Here is a 20,804-nt window from a genome sequence, read left to right as displayed (position 1 = left end):
ATAGATGATCGGGCGAACAATTGGACCAGCGGAGAACCGAAAACCTTCCGACTGGACTATTTTTTTCATGTAGGAAAACTTACCGCGCTTGACCAAGGTCTACAGAACCGCAAATCGAGTGATTTATTTCCAGAGGTTCTAAGCAATGGCAGCAGTACTTGTCGGACAATTTCATGCACGGGACGCCGAAGGTCGCGTCTATTCAGTGCATGAATACCAAGAATCGACCCCGTCGCCCGACGGTAACGGCAAGGAGCCTGTGACCACTTTCAAGCTGGCGATCGGAGATCGCGTCAACCAACTCGAAGACGGCAAATTCATGCTGGTGCAGTCCCAGATTGAATTAACCCGCGAACCGGAAACGCTACCGCCCGCTCAAACGCCCGCTGAAACGCTAATTGCTTCATAACCTGTTGTTATGAGCAGAAGTCATGCCCGGACTTGGGTTAGGATTCAGCCACTCAATGGCTCTCCCGCCCAACATGGACTGCTTGCATGCGTTTACGCCACATCGAAGTGATCCAGGCGCTGTTGCAGACCGGCCACCTCGGCACGGCGGCTGAATGGCTGCAATTACCGGTGGCAGAGGTGGAGGCGACGCTGCGCGATGCCGAGCTGCAGTTGGGTTTCATGCTGTTTGCCAGTGTGCGCGGGCGATTGCAGGCGACTCGCGAAGCCCTTGAGTTGCGCGACGGCATCACCCGCGTGTATGACACCCTCGAACCGGTGCAACGCCTGGCCAGCAGCCTGAAACACTATCAGGCGCCGCCCCTGCGCATCATTTGCACCCCACCGCTGGCCCAGCAGTTACTGCCTCAAAGTATCGCTGCCCTGCGTCGACGCCATCCGGACGCCCCTTGCACCCTGCTCAGCCAACCGACCCGAGACATTGTTCAGAGCCTTCTGCTGCGCGACAGTGACTTGGGCCTTAGTCTGCACGACCCCGAACACTCCGACATCCAGTGCCAGATGATCGCCCAGGGCAAACTGCAATTGCTGGCGCCCCACGGCTGGCTGCAACCGCGGCAAAAATACATTTCGGTTCAGGATCTGGCCGGCCAGTCGCTGGTGGGCCTGGATGGCCACGACCCGCTGAGCCCTGCGTTCGACCATAAGCTGGCGGCGCTACGCCCCGCGCCGGTCATCCAGATCCGCGTACAGACCCATCAGATGATGCGCGCCATGGTCGAGGCTGGTGAAGGGCTTGCCATCGTCGACCCCTTCACCGCTTCAGGTGCCAAGGACGGCGGGCTGGACGTATGCCCGGTATCGCCCGCCATTCCCATCTGCCTGTATGCGCTGAGTCTGAATGGCACGGCGACCTCTCCCACCCTCCAGTCGCTGCTGGAACTGATTACGGAACAAGCCGAGGCGCTGTTGGGCCACTGATCGCCATGCCCAGTGGATCGTCGAACAACCGGTACCAGAACAACGCCACCTCGGCGGTATGACGGTCAATGCCGCGATAGCGCAGGTGATCGATCCCGCCCAGCACGTAACCGCAACGCTCATAGAGCCGGCACGCGCCCAGGTTGTTGTTCTGGGTTTCGAGCATGATGCCCGGCAGTTTTTTCTTGCGGCTCCAGAAATGAGCGACGTCCAGCAATGCCCTGGCCACACCGTGGCGACGGGCCGGGGCATGCACGGCAAGCTCATCGATGTGGGCAAAACCGTTCCAGTTGGTACTCACCACCAGATGCCCTACCGGTTGGTCATCGAGGTAAGCCATGAAGATCTCGCTGTCCGGAGCGTCCCGGAAACTGCTGAATTCCTCAGGATCGATGCCATAGCATTTACGATAAGGGGCAATGGGCGTCACTGGCCATTGGCTCACCGGCCGACCCACCTGCGCCGTCCCATAGGCGCTGACCTCGAAACTGAAGTCGCTGCCCCAGATGTAGGCGGCAAAGCCGTCATCGACGACACGCACCGACAGGCCGGGGTGCTTGGGATTCATGACCGGCTGCATACTGGGAAAAGTCCTCATTCCTTGAGACAACCAACGGCGCTCTGCCATCCATTGCCCTTGCCTCTCGAAACTTCATACATCAAGCGGGTATCCGTAGCCTGCCCGTTACCTCAGGTTAGAAGGTACTGGCGATTGTGGCGAGAAATGAATGAAGACTGCCCTTGTGGGAGCGAGCCTGCTCGCGATGGGATCTCCATGGTCCAACAGACAGACCGAGCCGCCTGCATCGCGAGCAGGCTCGCTCCCACAAAGGGTACGACCGTGGCGCAAGATCAGTTCGCCGCGGCCTGGGATTCGACCAGTTGCGTCCACAGTGCCGGAGCACCGGCAGATTTGGCGATAGCTTCCAGACGCGCGGCATGTTCGGCGAGGTCGTTTTCGCTGGCGCGAAGGATCCGGCCTGGCGTGCGGTCAGCGGGCAAACGACGGATTTCCGTTGCCTGGTTACCTGAACCCTCACCCGTGCCATTGCCATCGGAGGCGTTGCCGGCCAGGGACAGGCTGGTCTGGCCACCCGTCATGGTCAGGTAGACGTCGGCGAGAATCTCCGAGTCGAGCAAGGCGCCGTGCAGTTCACGACCGGAGTTGTCGACGCCGTAGCGCTTGCACAAGGCATCGAGGCTGTTGCGCTGCCCCGGGTGCCGTTCCCGAGCCATCATCAAGGTATCGAGGATGGTGCAGTGCCGGGTGATATCGGCCCGGTCGTGCTGCCCCATCAGGGCAAACTCGTTGTTGATGAAGCCAACGTCGAACGCCGCGTTATGGATGATCAGCTGCGCACCCTGGATGAACTCGAAGAACTCATCGGCCACTTCAGCGAAGCGCGGCTTGCCCACCAGGAACTCGTTGGTGATGCCGTGGACGCCGATGGCGCCTTCATCACTTTCGCGGTCCGGTTGCAGGTAAACATGGAAATGGCGACCGGTCAGGCGTCGGCCGATCAGCTCGACACAGCCGATTTCGATAATCCGGTGACCATCGGTCACCGGCATGCCGGTGGTTTCGGTATCCAGTACAACAGATCTGTTGGCCATCAGTGTTCAGCTCTCAACGGGCATGCTTGCAAAAGCGGCGATGTTAACACGCTCCGGTAACGAGGGGACTTACCTGAAACCTGGCTTATGGGAGCGAAGCTGTGGGAGCAAAGCCCACTCGCCACAGATCATCCTGTTCAGGCCCCGACACCACTCGTATCAGGCCTGCTTGAAACCCCGCACCTCATCCACCCCACGGTTGGCCAACTGGTCGGCCCGTTCGTTTCCGTGATGGCCGATATGACCGCGCACCCATTTCCAGGTGACGTTGTGACGGTTGACCTGCTCGTCGAGCAGCTTCCACAGATCGGCGTTCTTCACCGGCTCTTTCGCAGCGGTTTTCCAGCCACGCTTCTTCCAGTTGGCCATCCACTCATTGATGCCTTTCATCACATATTGCGAGTCGGTCACCAGCAATACGTCGCAAGGCCGCTTAAGCTCTTCCAGACCCCGAATAGCGCCCATCAGCTCCATACGGTTGTTGGTGGTATTGGTTTCACCGCCCCAGAGTTCCTTCTCGACACCCTTGCATACCAGCAGCGCCCCCCAGCCACCCGGGCCGGGATTGCCCTTGCAGGCGCCGTCAGTGAAGAGTTCTACACTATCGCTCATGCCAATCCATCCAGAAAAAAATGCAAAGGCCTGCCGGACGGGAACGACAACGCCCGCAACCGAAATGCCGCCAGACCATCAGAAAAGGGTTAAGGCTCGATGTGGCGACGATTGACCTTGGCCATCGGCAAGGGAATCAGCTTACCCATCGGCTCGCGTCGCGCCTGACGAACCGGGCGCAGCCCGACCGCAATCTTGCGCGCCACCAATAAATAGAAGCCGCCGCCGGACAGTTGCCACTCACCGGCCTTGCGCTCCCAGCCGGCCAGACGGGCCTGCCACTTGGGCGACGCAAGCGGCGGACGATAGCATCCGAAGCGACGTTTCTCCAGCGCGAAGCCCAGCAGGTTGAGCCAGTCACCGACCCTTGACGCCGAGATGCAGCGAGCCTGACGCAAAGCATCGTGAGCGAACACGTGACGCAACCCCCAACTGCTCCAGGGATTGATGCCAATGATCAGCAGATGCCCGCCAGGACGGACGCTGCTGGCGGCTTCGCGCAGCAGCCCGTGCGGGGAGAGACAGAAATCCAGCCCGTGCTGCATCACCACCACATCGGCGGCATGCTCGCTCAACGGCCAGGCCTGCTCTTCGCAAACGATCTCCACGCCAGGCAATGGTGCCCCCAGGCGTACATTACGCTGAACCTGCGGCGCCGACGGCGGGGTCTGCGCCGAAGGCCCGTAGTGCACCAGATAGCCACCAAAGAACCGGCCCAGCTCGTCTTCGAGCATGCGCCGCTCCTCTTCCAGCAAAAATTGCCCGACAGGGCCGGACAGCCACTCACGAGCGGCGCTGATCAACGCAAGCCAGTCGGGATCAGCCTGAGCGAACGCTTCATCGGTCATTGCATTCTCCAACGCGTCAGGAAGTTCTAAGATGCGCCTTTGTTTTCTGCTTGGCGAATTCCGCGATGATACAGATCAGTGCCCTGCCCGCGTTCACCGATAACTACATCTGGTTGTTACAGGACCACGCCACTCAACGCTGCGCCGTCGTCGACCCCGGCGACGCCACGCCGGTGCAGGCCTGGCTCGACGCCCATCCAGGCTGGGTCCTGAGCGACATCCTGATCACCCACCATCATCACGACCATGTCGGCGGCGTCCAGGCACTGAAAAACGCGACACACGCCACCGTCTACGGCCCGGCCAGTGAAAACATCCCGGCGCGGGACGTGGCGCTGCAGGACAACGACCAGCTCAGCGTCCTCGGCTGGGACTTCGATGTCTACGCCGTACCCGGCCACACCCTGGGGCATATCGCGTATTACCATCATGGCTTGCTGTTCTGTGGCGACACCCTGTTTGCCGCCGGTTGTGGGCGACTCTTCGAAGGCACGCCTGCACAAATGCATCAGTCCCTCAGCCGCCTGGCCTCTCTGCCTGAGGATACGCTGGTCTACTGTACCCATGAATACACCCTCAGCAATCTTAGATTCGCCGCTGCGGTAGAGCCGGGCAACCCGGACATTGCCGCGCGCCTGGAAAAAGTCAGCCAGCAACGCAACTCCGGCGTCATGACCCTGCCCTCGACCCTGGCACTTGAAAAGCTCACCAATCCGTTCCTGCGTACCGCTGAAACATCCGTTAAACAAAAAGCAGACGAACGGAACGGCCAGCGTAACCAGACGCCGAGTGAGGTTTTTGCGGCCTTGAGGGCGTGGAAAGATAAGTTCTAAGGCCGCTGGCGTTTGATACAAAAATTCTGAAAGGTTGACCTGTTGGGGTGCGCTTCCTAGAATCGGCCGACATTTTTGCCCGGAACTTACTTCCAGCCAATGTCGTCATCTATACGTAAGTCCGTCCAGTCAGACACATTGACCCGCTTGGCTCAAGCTGTCGCAGTGGCTGTGTCCGCCACCCTGGCGGGCTGCCAGAGCACGAGCCAGGTGCCGCAGAGCGATGTGGCGCACACGCCGAACATCGCCGCTCGCGCCAAACAGAAGCCCATCTGGCTCACTGAAAAACCCGTCCCTCAAGTGCCTCAGGACGTCTGGGAGCGTATGCGCCAGGGCTTCCAGCTGCAGGAAACCGCCGGCGTCAACCCGCGTATCGAGCAGCAACGCCTGTGGTTCGCCAGCAATCCATCCTTTCTGGAAAACGCCGGCGAACGCGGCAGCCTGTACATTCATTACATCGTCGAACGCCTTGAAGAACGCAACATGCCCCTGGAGCTGGCGCTGCTGCCGGTGATCGAAAGCGCCTACAACCCCATGGCCTATTCCCGGGCCCATGCGGTGGGCCTGTGGCAGTTCATCCCGTCCACGGGGCGCTACTTCAACCTGCGCCAGACCCGCTTCTATGATGGGCGTCGCGACATCACGGCCTCTACCACGGCCGCGATGGATTACCTGACGCGCCTGCACGACATGTTCAACGGCGACTGGCTGTTGGCGCTGGCGGCCTACAACGCAGGCGAGGGAACGGTCAGCCGCGCCATCGAGCGCAACGAAAAACTTGGCCTGCCCACCGATTACTGGAACCTGCCGCTGCCCAGCGAAACCCAGGCCTATGTGCCGAAGTTGCTGGCATTGTCCCAGGTCGTACTTTCTCCCGAGGCCTACGGCGTCAACCTCAACCCGATCGCCAACGAACCGTACTTCCAGGTCGTCGAGATCAACCAGCGCATGGACCTGTCCAAAGTCGCGGCGGTGGCTGACATCGACGAAGACGAGCTGTTCCAGCTCAACCCGGCTTTCAAGCAGCGCACCACCATCGATGGCCCGCAGCACCTGCTGGTGCCCACGTCCAAGGCCCAGTTGTTGACCGCCAGCCTGTCCACCATGCGTCCGGAAGAACTGATCAGCAAACGATCGCTCCAACCGGTTTTTGACTCAGCCGAAGAAAGCACGGTGGCGGGCGCCAAGCGCACCTATCGCGTCAAGCGTGGCGATAACCTGGGGCTGATCGCCAAGGCCAACAACGTTCAGATCAAAGACTTGCAACGCTGGAACAGATTGAGCGGCAACAAACTCAAGATCGGCCAGACCCTGGTCATGCAAGACACCCGCAAACGCGTCAACACGGTAGTCGCTGCCAGCAGCAAGAATAAAAAGAAACAAACCCAGTACAAGGTCAAGCAAGGCGACTCGCTGTACGTGGTAGCCAAACGCTTCAACGTGGAAATGCAGCACCTCAAGCGCTGGAATCCACGGGTAGGCAAGGCACTGAAGCCTGGGCAGATGCTGACGGTTTACTCTCCGCACTAAGCCTGACTGAAGAGAGGGCTGCTTCGCAGCCCAGCGGGAGCAAGCTCCCTCGCCACGGTTTCGGGTAATCCCTGAAGCTTTCGGCTCCCGCCTTTTTCCTGCCGATACAAGCTGTTACTGTACGGGCCATAAAGCCCAAGCCGCCTGGATCGGATCTCAGACTTGATACGTCCCCTCCTCCTGCTCCTGATCAGCCTGGCCTTGAGCTCTCCCGCCGGCGCAACCATTAGCGAAAGCCATGGTTATGCGCAGTTCGGCACGCTCAAGTACCCGGCCAGATTCACCCACTTCGACTGGGTCAACCCGCAAGCGCCCAAGGGCGGTATCTTGCGGGTCATGGCATTTGGCACCTTCGATACGCTCAATCCCTACACTTTCAAGGGCAGCAGCCCGGTTTCGACGCCCAACTTCTTGCAATACGGCATCAACGAGTTGAACGAACCGCTGATGGTTGGCACCGGTCAGTATGCGCCTTCCGGCGACGAGCCGACGTCGAGCTATGGCCTGATCGCCCGGTCAGTGGAATACAGCGAAGACCGCAGTTGGGTGGTGTTTAACCTCAGACCCGAAGCCCGTTTTCACGACGGCGTGCCGATTACCGCCTATGACGTGGCGTTCTCCTACAGAACGCTGCTCAAGGAAGGTCATCCGCAGTACCGCACCAACCTTCAGGAAGTGCTACGGGTCGACATCCTCAACCCGCTGAAAATCCGCTTTGTGTTCAAGCGTACGGGCAACCCGCTGCTGATCCTGCGCCTGGGTGAGTTACCGGTGCTGCCCCAGCATTACTGGAAAGACCGCGACTTCAAGGCCACCACCTTCGAACCGCCCTTGGGCAGCGGCCCTTACCGGATTACCAAAGTGCAGCCTGGTCGCCAGTTGGTGTTTGAGCGGGTCAAGAATTACTGGGGCAAGGACCTGCCGGTCAATCGCGGCAAATACAACTATGACCGGATGGACGTGGAGTTCTACCGCGACAGTGAAGTGGCTTTTGAAGCCTTCAAGGCCGGGGAATTCGACATCTACATTGAACACCAGGCCAAAAACTGGGCCAACGGCTACCGGTTCCCGGCGGTCAATCGCGGCGAGGTGATCAAGGCGCAGATTGCTCACCAGATCCCGACCCAGACCCAGGGTCTGTTCATGAATACCCGGCGCAGCACGTTCGCCCAGGTCAAGGTTCGTGAAGCCCTGGGGCTAATGTTCGACTTCGAGTGGACCAACCGCACGCTCTTCAGCGGTGCCTACAAGCGCACCCTCAGCTACTACCCCAACAGTGAATTCTCCGCCAGCGGTCTTCCGGTGGGCCACGAATGGCTGCTGCTCAAGCCGTACCGGGAACAACTACCGCCCGCATTGTTCACCCAACCCTTCAGCCTGCCCAAAACCGACGGGCGGGGCATCCCCCGGGAAACCCTGCGCAAAGCCCTGGGATTGCTGAAGGAAGCCGGGTGGACCATCCACGGCCAGCGCCTGCTCAACGCCGACAGCCAGCCCCTGCGCTTCGAGATCCTGCTGGTGAACCCGAACCTGGAGCGCATCCTGCAGCCCTACGTGGAAAACCTCGCCAGCATCGGCATCCAGGCCCGCCTGCGTACGGTGGATCGCGCTCAATACAAGCAGCGTCTGGACCAGTTCGACTTCGACATGATCCTGCTGACTCTGGGGCAAACCCTCAGCCCGGGTCTTGAGCAATGGCAGTACTTCCATTCCAGCCAGGCGGGGGTCAAGGGCAGCAAGAACTACGCCGGCATCAACAACCCGGTGGTTGATCACCTGCTGGAAAAGCTCCTGTCTGCCCGCACCCGTGACGAACAGGTCGCCGCCGGCAAAGCCCTGGACCGTGTGCTGCTGTGGCAGCACTACTGCATCCCTAACTGGTATCTCAATTATCATCGCCTGGCCTACCGTAACCGGTTTGCCTTTGTCACTACGCCGCCCTACACCCTGGGTTTGAGCGCATGGTGGCTGAAATCTTCGGAGAAAGATCAATGAAGCCTTTACGCGCCCTGCTCCTGCAGGCCAGCGGCCTGTTGTTCGCCGGACTGGCCTGTGCCGCACCGCAGCACGCCTTGACCTTGTACAACGAGCCGCCGAAATACCCGGCCGACTTCAAGCATTTCGATTATGTGAACCCTGACGCCCCCAAGGGCGGGATTTTTCGTCAGGGCGGGTTTGGTGGCTTCGACAGCCTCAACCCTTTTATCAGCAAGGGCGTCCCCGCCGATGACATCGGCCTGATCTACGACACCCTGGCCAAACAAGGCCTGGACGAACCGTTCACCGAATATGGCCTGATCGCCGAAAAAATCGAGAAGGCCCCGGACAATGCCTGGGTGCGCTTCTACCTGCGGCCCGAAGCCCGCTTCAACGACGGCCATCCCGTACGCGCCGAGGACGTGGTATTCAGCTTCCAGACCTTGACCAAGGACGGCGCTCCGATGTTCCGCGGTTATTACAACGACGTGGCCGAAGTCATCGCCGAAGAACCGCTCAAGGTGCTGTTCAAGTTCAAGCACACCAATAACCGCGAATTGCCGCTGATCCTCGGCCAACTGCCGGTATTGCCCAAGCATTGGTGGGCCGGGCGCGAATTCAACAAGGGCAACCTGGAGATCCCCCTCGGCAGCGGCCCGTATAAGGTCGCCGAAGTGAAGGCTGGCCGCTCGATTCGCTATGAACGCGTGAAGGACTATTGGGGCAAGGACCTGCCGGTCAACCGCGGCTTCTACAACTTCGATGTGCTGACCACCGACTACTATCGCGACAACACCGTGGCGGTCGAGGCACTGAAGGCCGGGCAGTTCGATTTCTGGCTGGAAATGGCTGCCAAGAACTGGGCCAACGCCTACAACATCCCCGCCGTGACCGAAGGCCGGCTGATCAAGGAACAGATCCCCAACGGCAACCCCACCGGCATGCAGGGCTTTGTCTACAACTTGCGCCGCCCGGTCTTCCAGGACGTGCGGGTGCGCAAGGCCTTGAGCCTGCTGCTGGACTTCGAATGGACCAACAAACAACTGTTCCACGGTGCCTACGCCCGCACCCGCAGTTATTTCGAAAACTCGGAGATGGCCGCCACCGGCCTGCCCGGCGAAGACGAGCTGAAGATCCTCGAGCCGTTGCGTGGCAAGATCCCCGAGCAGGTGTTCACCCAGGCCTTCCAGCCTTCGGTATGCGACGGCAGCGGCATGATTCGTGACCAGCAGCGCAAGGCCTATCAATTGCTGCAAGAGGCCGGCTGGCGCATCGTCGACGACAAGATGGTCGATGCCCAGGGCAAACCCGTGGTGCTGGAGTTCCTGCTGGCCCAGACCGAATTCGAGCGGGTGCTGCTGCCGTTCAAGCGTAACCTCAGTGACCTGGGCATCGAACTGGTGATCCGCCGGGTCGACGTGTCCCAATACATCAATCGCGTGCGCTCGCGGGATTTCGACCTGATCGTGGGCAGCTTCCCGCAGTCCAGCTCGCCGGGTAACGAACAGCGCGAGTTCTGGATGTCGGCCGCCGCCGATAATCCCGGCAGCCGCAACACCATGGGCCTGAAGGACCCGGCAGTCGACCAACTGGTGGAGCAACTGATCAACGCCGACTCACGCAAGAGCCTGGTGGCCCACGCCCGGGCGCTGGACCGGGTGTTGCAATGGGGCTACTACGTGATCCCCAACTGGCACATCAAGACCTGGCGCGTAGCCTACTGGAACCACATCGGCCATCCAAAAATCACCCCGACCTACGACATCGGCACCACCACATGGTGGGTCAAGCCAGAGGTCAAGCCTTCCATCGAGGTGGAAAAACAGGTCATCGAGCAAAAAATCGTCGCCCCGGCGAGTGTGGAGTAACCGATGCTGGCTTATATCTTTCGGCGTCTATTGCTCATCATCCCGACCCTGTTTGGCATCCTGCTGATCAACTTCGTGATCATCCAGGCCGCGCCCGGCGGGCCGGTGGAGCAGATGATCGCCAAACTCGAAGGTTTCGAAGGCGCCACCAGCCGCATTGCCGGTGGCGGTGCCGAAGTGTCGGTGGCCGGCTCCGCCTATCGCGGCGCCCAGGGGCTGGACCCGGCGCTGGTCAAGGAAATCGAGCGCATGTACGGCTTCGACAAGTCGGCGCCGGAACGCCTGTGGATCATGATCAAGAATTACGCTCGCCTGGATTTCGGTGACAGTTTTTTCCGAGACGCCAAGGTCATCGACCTGATCAAGGAAAAAATGCCGGTCTCCATCTCGCTAGGGCTGTGGAGTACGCTGATCATGTACCTGGTGTCGATCCCGCTGGGGATCGCCAAGGCGACGCGGCATGGCAGTCATTTCGACGTCTGGACGAGTTCGGCGATCATCGTCGGCTATGCCATCCCGGCGTTCCTGTTCGCCATCCTGCTGATCGTGGTGTTTGCCGGCGGCAGCTATTTCAACTGGTTCCCGCTACGGGGGCTGACGTCCAACGATTTCGATGAACTGAGCATGGGCGGCAAGATCCTCGACTATTTCTGGCACCTGGCCTTGCCCGTGACGGCCCTGGTGATCGGCAACTTTGCCACCATGACCCTGCTGACCAAGAACAGCTTCCTCGATGAAATCAACAAGCAGTACGTGGTCACCGCCAAGGCCAAGGGCCTGACCCGCAATCGGGTGCTCTATGGTCATGTGTTCCGCAACGCCATGCTGCTGGTGATTGCCGGCTTCCCTTCGGCGTTCATCGGAATCTTCTTCACCGGCTCGTTGCTGGTAGAGGTTATTTTTTCCCTTGATGGCCTCGGTTTGATGAGTTTCGAGGCGGCAATCAACCGTGACTACCCGGTGGTCTTCGGCACCCTGTTCATCTTCACCTTGCTGGGGCTGGTGGTGAAACTGATCGGTGACCTGACCTACACCTTTGTCGATCCACGCATCGACTTCGAAAGCCGGGAGCATTGAGATGAACCTGTCCCCCCTCAATCGCCGCCGTTTCGAACTGTTCAAGGCCAACAAGCGTGGCTGGTGGTCGCTGTGGCTGTTCCTGATCCTGTTCGGGCTCAGCCTGGGCGCCGAGTTGATCGCCAATGACAAGCCGCTGGTGGTGCACTACGACGACGGCTGGTACTTCCCGGCACTCAAGCGCTACCCGGAAACCACGTTCGGCGGCGAATTTCCGCTGGAAGCCAACTACAAGAGCCCGTACATCCGCGAACTGCTGGCCGCCAAGGACGCGTGGGTGCTGTGGGCACCGATCCCGTTCAGCTACCAGAGCATCAATTACGACCTGAAGGTCCCCGCCCCGGCACCGCCCTCCTCGGTCAACTGGCTGGGCACCGACGACCAGGGCCGCGATGTGCTGGCCCGGGTGATCTATGGTTTCCGTGTTTCGGTGCTGTTCGCTCTGACACTGACCCTCCTCAGCTCAATCATCGGCGTGATCGCCGGCGCCTTGCAGGGCTTTTACGGCGGATGGGTCGACCTGGCCGGCCAGCGTTTCCTGGAGATCTGGTCGGGGCTGCCGGTGCTTTACCTGTTGATCATCCTGGCCAGCTTCGTGCAGCCGAACTTCTGGTGGTTGCTGGGCATCATGCTGCTGTTCTCCTGGATGAGCCTGGTGGACGTGGTCCGCGCCGAGTTCCTGCGCGGGCGCAACCTGGAATACGTGCGTGCCGCGCGGGCATTAGGCATGCAGAACGGCGCGATCATGTTCCGCCACATCCTGCCCAACGCCATGGTCTCGACCATGACGTTCATGCCGTTCATTCTCACCGGGGCCATCGGCACCCTCACGGCCCTGGATTTCCTCGGGTTTGGCTTGCCTCCGGGCGCTCCGTCCCTGGGTGAACTGGTGGCCCAAGGCAAATCCAACCTGCAGGCGCCTTGGCTGGGCATCAGCGCGTTCGCCGTGCTGGCGATCATGCTGAGCCTGCTGGTGTTCATCGGCGAGTCCGCTCGCGATGCCTTCGATCCGAGGAAGTGAAATGAATCAGGACAATCTGATCGAAGTGCGCGACTTGGCCGTGGAGTTCATCGTCGGCGAACGTCGGCAACGGGTGGTCGAAGGCGTCAGTTTTGACATCAAGCGTGGCGAAACCATGGCCCTGGTCGGCGAAAGCGGCTCAGGCAAGTCGGTGACCGCCCACTCAATCCTGCGGTTGCTGCCCTACCCGTTGGCCCACCATCCAAGCGGGACCATCCAGTACGCCGGCCAGGATTTGCTCGGGTTGAAAGAAAAGACTATCCGCCACATCCGGGGTAACCGGATCGCGATGATCTTTCAGGAGCCGATGACGTCCCTCAATCCGCTGCATTGCATCGAGAAGCAGATCAATGAAGTGCTGGGCATTCACAAGGGGCTGTCCGGTAAGGTCGCTACCCGTCGCACCTTGGAGTTGCTGGAACTGGTGGGCATCCCCGAGCCGCACAAGCGCCTCAAGGCCCTGCCCCACGAACTGTCCGGTGGCCAGCGCCAGCGAGTGATGATCGCCATGGCCCTGGCCAACGAACCAGAGCTGCTGATTGCCGACGAACCGACCACGGCACTGGACGTCACCGTCCAGCTGAAAATCCTCGAATTGCTCAAGGATTTGCAGGCGCGGCTGGGTATGTCGCTGCTGTTGATCAGCCACGATTTGAACCTGGTGCGAAGAATTGCTCATCGCGTATGTGTCATGCAGCGCGGTTGCATCGTCGAACAGGCATCGTGCGAAGAGCTGTTCCGCGCGCCGCAGCATCCGTACACTCGGGAACTGCTGGCCGCCGAGCCCAGCGGCAACCCGGCGACCAACGTGGTCGGCCCGCCGCTGTTGCAGGTCGAGGACCTGAAAGTCTGGTTCCCGATCAAGAAAGGCCTGTTCAAACGCACGGTGGACTACATCAAGGCCGTGGACGGTATCCGCTTCAGCCTGCCCCAGGGCCAGACCCTGGGTATCGTTGGCGAAAGCGGCTCCGGCAAGTCCACCCTGGGGCTGGCGATCTTGCGGTTGATCGGCAGCCAGGGGGGGATCCGCTTTGAAGGCAAGCAGCTGGACTGCCTGTCGCAGCAACAGGTCCGGCCACTGCGCCGGGAGATGCAAGTGGTGTTTCAGGACCCGTTCGGCAGCCTGAGCCCACGGATGTGTGTAAGCCAGATCGTCGGCGAAGGCCTGCGGATCCACAAGATCGGCACCGCAGCCGAGCAGGAACAAGCGATAATCGCGGCATTGAAGGAGGTAGGCCTGGATCCGGAGACTCGGAACCGCTACCCCCATGAATTTTCCGGAGGGCAGCGGCAGCGTATCGCCATTGCCCGGGCCCTGGTGCTCAAGCCGGCGTTGATTCTGCTGGATGAACCGACGTCGGCCCTGGACCGTACCGTGCAACGCCAGGTGGTGGAGCTGTTGCGGTCGCTGCAAACCAAGTACAACCTGACGTACCTGTTTATCAGCCATGACCTGGCTGTCGTCAAAGCGCTGAGCCACCAGTTGATGGTGGTCAAGCATGGCCAAGTGGTCGAACAAGGTGATGCCCGCAGCATATTCGCCGCGCCGCAACACCCCTATACACAGCAGTTGCTGGAGGCCGCTTTCCTGGCCCCAACAACTGCCGAATAACCTGAAAGAGGAGCAACACATGGGTTTTCTCGCCGGTAAGCGCGTACTGATCGTCGGTGTCGCCAGCAAGCTGTCCATCGCATCCGGCATCGCCGCCGCCATGCATCGCGAGGGCGCTGAGCTTGCCTTCACTTATCAGAACGACAAACTCAAGGGTCGCGTCGAAGAGTTCGCACAAGGCTGGGGCTCGAGCCCTGAGCTGTGCTTCCCGTGCGACGTGGCCAGCGATGAAGAAATCGCCAAGGTTTTCGAAGAACTGAGCAAGAAGTGGGACGGCCTGGACTGCATCGTGCACTCCGTGGGCTTCGCCCCGGGCGATCAACTGGACGGCGACTTCACCGAAGCCACCACCCGCGAAGGCTTCCGCATTGCCCACGACATCAGCGCCTACAGCTTTGTGGCCCTGGCCAAAGCCGGTCGTGAAATGATGAAAGGCCGCAACGGCAGCTTGCTGACCCTGTCGTACCTGGGCGCCGAGCGCACCATGCCGAACTACAACGTGATGGGTATGGCCAAGGCTTCCCTGGAAGCAGGCGTGCGTTACCTGGCCGGCTCCCTGGGCCCGGATGGCACCCGCGTCAACTGCGTATCGGCCGGTCCAATCCGTACCCTCGCCGCTTCCGGCATCAAGAACTTCCGCAAAATGCTGGCCGCCAACGAAGCGCAGACCCCGCTGCGTCGCAACGTCACCATCGAGGAAGTCGGCAACGCCGGCGCCTTCCTGTGCTCGGACCTGGCCTCGGGCATCAGCGGTGAAATCATGTACGTGGACGGCGGCTTCAACACCACCGCCATGGGTAACATCGAAGAGTAATCTTCACGTCACATCCGCTGCGTAAAAACGCCGCTTGTCCTGAAAAGGGACAAGCGGCGTTTTTTATTCCGCTCTGGTCATGGCGGCGGGTCAGCTTGCATTCGTGTTGAATGGGCCACCGCTATCGCGAGCAGGCTCGCTCCCACATTTTCCGAGTTGCTCATAGACTTCGGGCAAACCGCAAATCCCCTGTGGGAGCGAGCCTGCTCGCGATGACGATGGACCTGCACACATAAGGGCTTGATGTGAGGCCGTCAGCGCGAACCAGCCTGTTTTTGAATGTACATCGCCTCATCAGCATCCGCCAAAAGGCTGTCGATGGACTGATGACGCTTCGGGTCATAGTCGATCTGGCCCACGCTGAAACGGATGTCATAGCCACGCTGCAACATCGCATTGCGCTCATCAAGGATTTCCCTGAGTCGCGCCATGATCGCCGAGGTTTCGACATGGGCAGAGCCGGTGAGCAGCGCCACGAACTCATCGCCACCCAAACGACCGATCACATCACTTTCGCGAAAGGCGATGCGTAGCACGTCGGCAAACGTTTTTAGTGCCGTATCGCCCTCGGCGTGTCCGAAGCGGTCGTTGATGAGCTTGAATTCGTTGAGGTCGAAGAACAGCAGTGTTGCCGGACGCGACAGGCGCTCGCAAACGCTCAGCGCATGCTGGGCCAACGTCTTGAAACCACGTCGATTGGACAGCAAGGTCAGTTCGTCCATGCTCGCCATCTGCACAGCAATCATTTCCTGCTCGGCCATGCTGGCCAAGTCGCGCAGCAGTTCGCGTTCTTCGTCATTGAGCTTGCGCGGCTTGGTGTCCAGCAAGCACAGGGTTCCAAGCTTGCTGCCGTCATCCAGTGCCAACGGCTGCCCGGCGTAGAAACGAATGCCGGGTTTATCGGTGACAAACGGGTTGTCGCGAAACCGCTCGTCCTGCTCCGCGTCGCAAACCTCCAGAATCTGATCCTGCAAAATGGCGTGTGCACAAAATGAAACGTCGCGTCCGGACTCACTGGCGTCCAGGCCCGCGTTGGACTTGAACCACTGACGGTTGGCATCCACCAGCGACACCAGCGCAATGGGCACATCGAACAAACGCCGGGCAAGGCGAGTCAGGCGGTCGAAGCGCTCCTCGGGCGCGGTGTCGAGCAGCTTGAGCGAGTGCAGATTCTTGAGGCGAACGGCTTCGTTATCCGGTTTACCTGGCGCAGGCATCGGGAACTCCATCGAGAGGGCTTGTTGAAGTCTAGCCCAGGCCCACTCCCCTTCAAACCAATGCGTCAAATCAAACAGGCATTTATCGACAGGGCCTAATACACTGCGACACAGGTTCAAGACGAGGACGCCGACCGATGAAGCCCGCCCCCCATGATGCCGCCCCACGTTTCTGGCGTGATGCAGCGCTGCCCTTCATCGAAGCCCGGGGCATCACCGATGGACGCAAGGTCTGCTATTCGCGTCATTCCCATGACCACTTTTCCATCGGGGCTATCACGGCCGGGCGCAGCACCTACCTTCATGAGCAATCGAATTTCCAGGTAGAGAGCGGTACGGTCGTATTGATGAACCCCGGCGATGTCCATGCGTGCAACCCGATCAATGATCAGCCATGGTCGTATGTAATGCTGTACGTCGACACCCAGTGGCTGACGGACTTGCAGCGCCGAATCGGCTTTGACGAGACCCTGGGTTTTCAGGGCTTCGCCACCACCCACAGCCGCGACATCGAGCTGTTTGCCGCCTTACAGGGTTTGTACGGCCAACTGGTGGATGAGCGGATCGACATCGCCCGCAAACACGCCGCCGCCGAAGCGTTTTTCATCGACCTGCAACACCGGCTCAACCCAGCCGGGCGCCCGGACCGTGGCAGCCACCCGGGATTGATGCGAGCGGCGCAGTTTATCCATGACCATTGCAGCGAGGCCTTGAAACTTGAAGACATCTGCGCCGCCGCACAACTTTCGCCGTCGTACCTGAGCCGGGCCTTCAAGCGCCATTACGGCATGACGCCCCATGCTTTCCTGGTCAATCGTCGGATCCAGTTCGCCCGTCGGCAGTTACGCGAAGGCAAGCTGATTGCCGATGTCGCACTGGACAGCGGGTTTGCCGACCAGGCGCATTTCCAGCGCGCCTTCAAACAACACCTGGCCGCCACCCCGGGCCAATATCGCGGTTGATACCCGATCCTGCTTTCGCGGGGATGGCTCAAGGCAACAACAAATACACCGCACTGACCACCAGCAACGCCGCCATCGTCCGATTGAACAGGCGCATGGTCGCCGGGTTGCCCAGCCAGACCCGCAGAAAACTGCCGGCATAGGCCCAGCAGCCTACCGAGAGATAACAGATCACCAGGTAGATAGCCGCAAACTGCCACACCAACCGCGCCTCACCATCGGCCACGAATGCTCCCATCCCGGCCACACAGGCCAGCCACGCCTTGGGGTTGAGCCACTGCATCAACGCGCCGTAAAACATCGACGGCGCCCGCTCCTCGTCTCCGGCGCCCAGCTGCCCGTTGTCCATCGCCAGTTTCCAGGCCATGAACAACAGAAAACCCACGCCCCCCAGTTGCACCACTCGCGTGAGGCCGGGCCAGCGCTGCAGCACTTCGTGCAACCCCAGCCCCATCAACACCAGCAGCAAGACAAACCCCAGGGTGGCCCCGGCCACGTGACGCAAGGTGGCACGAAAGCCGAATCGCGCCCCGGAACTGAGGGCTACAATATTCACCGGCCCGGGAGTGATGGACGCGACCAGTGCAAACGCAGCCATGGAAATAATCAGACTCATTGCATACCTTCTTCATGTCCGTGAGGTGGCGTTCAAGGTAAATTGCACGCCACTGGCGGTATTGAACAAAACTGCCCAATGACGACGACTCACCGCGCGCCGTGCGAACAGGTGCTGTTTCGGGCTTTTTTTTTACGCAAACTTTACGCAGCGTCCGGTCAACGAAATCGATACTGGGCGGCTCATTCTTTCAGGCGTGTTTTATGTCCCTTGCGGCTGTGCGGTTTATCGGATTCATCCTCGGCATTTTCCTGATCACCCTGGCCGCGAGCATGGCAATCCCGCTTCTCACGCTGATGGTGTACGAGCGAAACGATGACCTCTCGGCGTTCTTGTGGTCGAGCCTGATCACCTCTGTCTGCGGCATCTTGCTGGTAGCACGTGGTCGGCCAGAGCACATACAACTGCGTCCGCGGGACATGTACCTGCTGACCACTGCCAGTTGGGTGGTTGTCTGCACCTTCGCCGCCTTGCCGATGGTATTTATCCAGCACATCAGCTACACCGACGCATTCTTCGAGACGATGTCCGGCATCACCACCACCGGCTCGACCATCCTCACCGGCTTGGACAATGCCTCCCCGGGCCTGCTGATCTGGCGCTCGATGTTGCAGTGGCTCGGAGGGATCGGCTTCATCGGCATGGCGGTGGCCATCCTGCCGCTGTTGCGGGTCGGCGGCATGCGACTGTTCCAGACCGAATCATCGGACTGGTCGGAGAAAGTCACACCGCGCTCCCATGTGGCGGCGACCTACATCCTGTGGCTCTACTTAGGCTTGAGTGCCCTGGCCGCCCTGGCCTTGTGGCTGGCGGGCATGACACCTTTCGAAGCGATCAACCATGCGATGACCATGATTTCCACCGGAGGGTTCTCCACTTCGGATTCGTCCTTGGCCAACTGGTCTCAACCGGCCATCCACTGGATCTCGGTGATTATCATGATCGCCGGCGCACTGCCCTTCACCTTGTATGTCGCCACGTTGCGCGGGAACAAACGAGCGTTGCTGAGGGATCATCAGGTCCGTGGATTCCTCGGATTCCTGGTCATTACCTGGCTCGTGGTGGGCACCTGGCTGAGCCTGAACAGCGACTACGCCTGGCTGGACGCGGTGCGCATCGTAGCCGTCAACGTGACTTCGGTGGTCACCACCACCGGTGTGGCGCTGGGTGACTACTCGCTATGGGGCAGCTTTGCCCTGCTGCTATTTTTTTACCTGACGTTTGTCGGCGGTTGTTCGGGATCCACCTCCGGCGGGCTGAAGATTTTTCGTTTTCAGGTGGCCGGCGCCTTACTGATGGGCAGTTTGAAACAACTGATCCATCCGCGGGCGGTGATTCAGAAAAAATACAACAAGCACCCCATTGACGAAGAGATCGTCCGTTCGCTGCTGACGTTTTCTTTTTTCTTCACCATTACCATCGGCGCTATCGCCCTTGGGCTTGCGCTGATCGGCCTGGACTGGACGACGGCCCTCACCGGTGCCGCCACGGCCGTGTGCAACGTCGGGCCAGGGCTGGGCTCGATCATCGGACCGGCCGGCAACTTCTCCACCTTGCCGGATGCGGCCAAATGGCTGCTGACCATTGGCATGCTGCTGGGTCGTCTGGAGATTCTGACCGTGCTGGTGTTGTTCACGCCGGTGTTCTGGAAGTATTGAGGCGGATGAAAATTCACTGTCGATTTTCCGGTGGAGCCATCCCGGGCCTGGCTCTATGCTCCTCCCATGAACCTACACGACTCGCTGCTCCCACCCCATGCCGAGATGGTCCGCGCCATGCTCGAACGAGACACCGCCTACGAGGGGGTGTTCTTCACGGCGGTCAAGACCACCGGCATCTTCTGTCGCCCCAGCTGCACGGCGCGCAAGCCGAAGCCGGAAAACGTCGAATTCTTCGCCCACGCTGACGAAGCCATGTCGGCCGGATATCGAGCCTGTCTGCGTTGCAAGCCGCTGGATGCCGCCGCCATCGCGCCGGCCTGGATCCAGGCGCTGCTCAAGGCCGTGGACGCCGAACCCGACCTGCGCTGGACCGATGCTTTGTTGCTGGAACAAGGCATTGAACCGCTGAAGCTGCGGCGCTGGTTCAAGCAGCATTTCGGCATGACTTTCCATGCGTACCTGCGCACTCGACGGCTGGGCATCGCCCTGGGGGGCATCAAAGAAGGGATTTCCATCGACAATGCGGCCTTTGACTCAGGCTACGAGTCCCTGAGCGGATTTCGTGACGCCTTCGTGAAGTCTTTCCACATCACACCGGGCCGCGCCGCCCACAGCGAACCCCTGCTGTTCACCCGCCTGACAACGCCACTGGGGCCGATGCTGGCCATGGCCGAACGGCGCGGCCTGGTGTTGCTGGAGTTCCTCGACCGCCCGGCCCTGACCCGGGAAATCGAAGAGTTGCAACAACGCTACGGCTATACCGTCGCCCCGGGGCACAATCCCCACTTGCAACAGATCGAAACCGAACTGGCCGACTATTTCGCTGGAAAGCTCACCTCGTTCAGCGTGCCGCTGCACATGCCCGGCAGCGCCTTCGCCGTCCGGGTCTGGGCTGAACTGGAAAAAATCCCCTACGGCGAAACCCGTAGCTACGGCAACATCGCCACTGCCCTCGGCAGTCCTGGTGCCAGCCGTGCGGTGGGACTGGCCAACGGCCAGAATCGCCTGGCCATCGTCATCCCCTGCCACCGGGTGATCGGTGCGGATGGCTCGTTGACCGGTTATGGTGGCGGGCAGCCACGCAAGGCTTTTCTGTTGCGGCTGGAAAAGGCCGCGGTGCAGGTGTCCCTGCCACTGGCATTCTGATCAGCCT

19 protein-coding genes are annotated in these 20,804 nt (G+C 60.3%); 13 read left to right on the top strand and 6 right to left on the bottom strand.

Annotation, left to right across the window (positions count from 1 at the left end; translation table 11 throughout):
* The first annotated feature begins 145 nt into the window (after positions 1–145).
* A complete protein-coding gene (locus HQ912_RS13710; RefSeq protein ID WP_047225770.1) occupies positions 146–409 on the top strand; it encodes a hypothetical protein in 264 nt (87 codons plus the stop codon).
* 86 nt (positions 410–495) lie between these two features.
* A complete protein-coding gene (locus HQ912_RS13705) occupies positions 496–1,389 on the top strand; it encodes a LysR substrate-binding domain-containing protein (protein ID WP_047225769.1) in 894 nt (297 codons plus the stop codon).
* Here the strand turns inward: HQ912_RS13705 and HQ912_RS13700 are convergent.
* The 4 genes from HQ912_RS13700 to HQ912_RS13685 all read right to left on the bottom strand — a co-directional run bounded on the left by HQ912_RS13700 (position 1,355) and on the right by HQ912_RS13685 (position 4,463).
* Positions 1,355–1,969: a GNAT family N-acetyltransferase gene (locus tag HQ912_RS13700; protein WP_047225768.1), complete on the bottom strand. Its 615-nt coding sequence runs from the start codon at positions 1,967–1,969 to the stop codon at positions 1,355–1,357. The two genes, HQ912_RS13705 and HQ912_RS13700, sit on opposite strands and share 35 nt — an antisense overlap.
* A 272-nt stretch (positions 1,970–2,241) precedes the next feature.
* Complete coding sequence (dnaQ, locus tag HQ912_RS13695; protein WP_047225767.1) at positions 2,242–3,003, bottom strand: DNA polymerase III subunit epsilon; 762 nt, start codon at positions 3,001–3,003, stop codon at positions 2,242–2,244.
* A gap of 159 nt (positions 3,004–3,162) precedes the next feature.
* The gene (gene rnhA, locus HQ912_RS13690; protein WP_047225766.1) at positions 3,163–3,615 is read right to left on the bottom strand and encodes a ribonuclease HI; all 453 of its coding nucleotides are present in this window, start codon (positions 3,613–3,615) and stop codon (positions 3,163–3,165) included.
* Positions 3,616–3,704: 89 nt separating this feature from the next.
* Positions 3,705–4,463, bottom strand: a complete 759-nt coding sequence (locus HQ912_RS13685; protein WP_047225765.1) for a class I SAM-dependent methyltransferase — start codon at positions 4,461–4,463, stop codon at positions 3,705–3,707.
* A gap of 65 nt (positions 4,464–4,528) precedes the next feature.
* Here HQ912_RS13685 and gloB point away from each other — a divergent pair, with 65 nt between their 5' ends.
* From gloB to fabI, 8 genes are all read left to right on the top strand, one after another.
* Positions 4,529–5,296 carry a hydroxyacylglutathione hydrolase gene (gloB, locus tag HQ912_RS13680; protein ID WP_173406901.1) on the top strand — a complete coding sequence of 256 codons (768 nt, stop codon included), beginning with the start codon at positions 4,529–4,531 and terminating at the stop codon, positions 5,294–5,296.
* Positions 5,297–5,395: 99 nt separating this feature from the next.
* Entirely contained in the window at positions 5,396–6,826 is a 1,431-nt protein-coding gene (locus HQ912_RS13675; protein ID WP_076384421.1) for a transglycosylase SLT domain-containing protein, read from the top strand.
* Positions 6,827–6,988: 162 nt separating this feature from the next.
* Positions 6,989–8,821, top strand: a complete 1,833-nt coding sequence (locus HQ912_RS13670) for an extracellular solute-binding protein (RefSeq protein WP_076384419.1) — start codon at positions 6,989–6,991, stop codon at positions 8,819–8,821.
* Positions 8,818–10,671 carry an extracellular solute-binding protein gene (locus HQ912_RS13665; RefSeq protein WP_047225761.1) on the top strand — a complete coding sequence of 618 codons (1,854 nt, stop codon included), beginning with the start codon at positions 8,818–8,820 and terminating at the stop codon, positions 10,669–10,671. Before HQ912_RS13670 ends, HQ912_RS13665 begins: the two co-directional genes overlap by 4 nt.
* A gap of 3 nt (positions 10,672–10,674) precedes the next feature.
* Positions 10,675–11,748 (top strand): microcin C ABC transporter permease YejB, encoded by a 1,074-nt coding sequence (locus HQ912_RS13660; protein WP_047225760.1) that lies wholly within the window; start codon positions 10,675–10,677, stop codon positions 11,746–11,748.
* A 1-nt stretch (position 11,749) separates the two neighbouring features.
* Positions 11,750–12,769 carry an ABC transporter permease gene (locus HQ912_RS13655; RefSeq protein ID WP_047225759.1) on the top strand — a complete coding sequence of 340 codons (1,020 nt, stop codon included), beginning with the start codon at positions 11,750–11,752 and terminating at the stop codon, positions 12,767–12,769.
* 1 nt (position 12,770) lies between these two features.
* The gene (locus HQ912_RS13650) at positions 12,771–14,381 is read left to right on the top strand and encodes an ABC transporter ATP-binding protein (protein ID WP_076384417.1); all 1,611 of its coding nucleotides are present in this window, start codon (positions 12,771–12,773) and stop codon (positions 14,379–14,381) included.
* Between the two features lie 19 nt (positions 14,382–14,400).
* Entirely contained in the window at positions 14,401–15,195 is a 795-nt protein-coding gene (gene fabI / locus HQ912_RS13645; protein ID WP_003202751.1) for an enoyl-ACP reductase FabI, read from the top strand.
* Between the two features lie 254 nt (positions 15,196–15,449).
* On the opposite strand, the gene HQ912_RS13640 is transcribed toward fabI, so the two are convergent.
* The gene (locus tag HQ912_RS13640) at positions 15,450–16,412 is read right to left on the bottom strand and encodes a sensor domain-containing diguanylate cyclase (protein ID WP_173406900.1); all 963 of its coding nucleotides are present in this window, start codon (positions 16,410–16,412) and stop codon (positions 15,450–15,452) included.
* Between the two features lie 137 nt (positions 16,413–16,549).
* On the opposite strand from HQ912_RS13640, the gene HQ912_RS13635 reads away from it, so the two are divergent.
* A complete protein-coding gene (locus HQ912_RS13635) occupies positions 16,550–17,374 on the top strand; it encodes a helix-turn-helix transcriptional regulator (protein ID WP_107322353.1) in 825 nt (274 codons plus the stop codon).
* 28 nt (positions 17,375–17,402) lie between these two features.
* Here the strand turns inward: HQ912_RS13635 and HQ912_RS13630 are convergent, their stop codons facing one another.
* Positions 17,403–17,990: a LysE family translocator gene (locus HQ912_RS13630; protein ID WP_047225755.1), complete on the bottom strand. Its 588-nt coding sequence runs from the start codon at positions 17,988–17,990 to the stop codon at positions 17,403–17,405.
* A gap of 203 nt (positions 17,991–18,193) precedes the next feature.
* Between HQ912_RS13630 and HQ912_RS13625 the strand changes: the two genes are divergently transcribed.
* Together HQ912_RS13625 and HQ912_RS13620 are read left to right on the top strand one after the other, a co-directional pair.
* The gene (locus tag HQ912_RS13625) at positions 18,194–19,648 is read left to right on the top strand and encodes a TrkH family potassium uptake protein (protein ID WP_076384415.1); all 1,455 of its coding nucleotides are present in this window, start codon (positions 18,194–18,196) and stop codon (positions 19,646–19,648) included.
* 66 nt (positions 19,649–19,714) lie between these two features.
* Positions 19,715–20,797 (top strand): bifunctional transcriptional activator/DNA repair enzyme AdaA, encoded by a 1,083-nt coding sequence (locus HQ912_RS13620; RefSeq protein WP_047225752.1) that lies wholly within the window; start codon positions 19,715–19,717, stop codon positions 20,795–20,797.
* Positions 20,798–20,804 lie beyond the last annotated feature (7 nt).

Origin of the sequence: Pseudomonas sp. MPDS (assembly GCF_013283895.1) — a bacterium.
Taxonomy (GTDB): Bacteria; Pseudomonadota; Gammaproteobacteria; order Pseudomonadales; family Pseudomonadaceae; genus Aquipseudomonas; species Aquipseudomonas rhizophila.
Note: the sequence above shows the minus strand (reverse complement) of the source record. Positions and strands in the feature narration are given on the sequence as shown.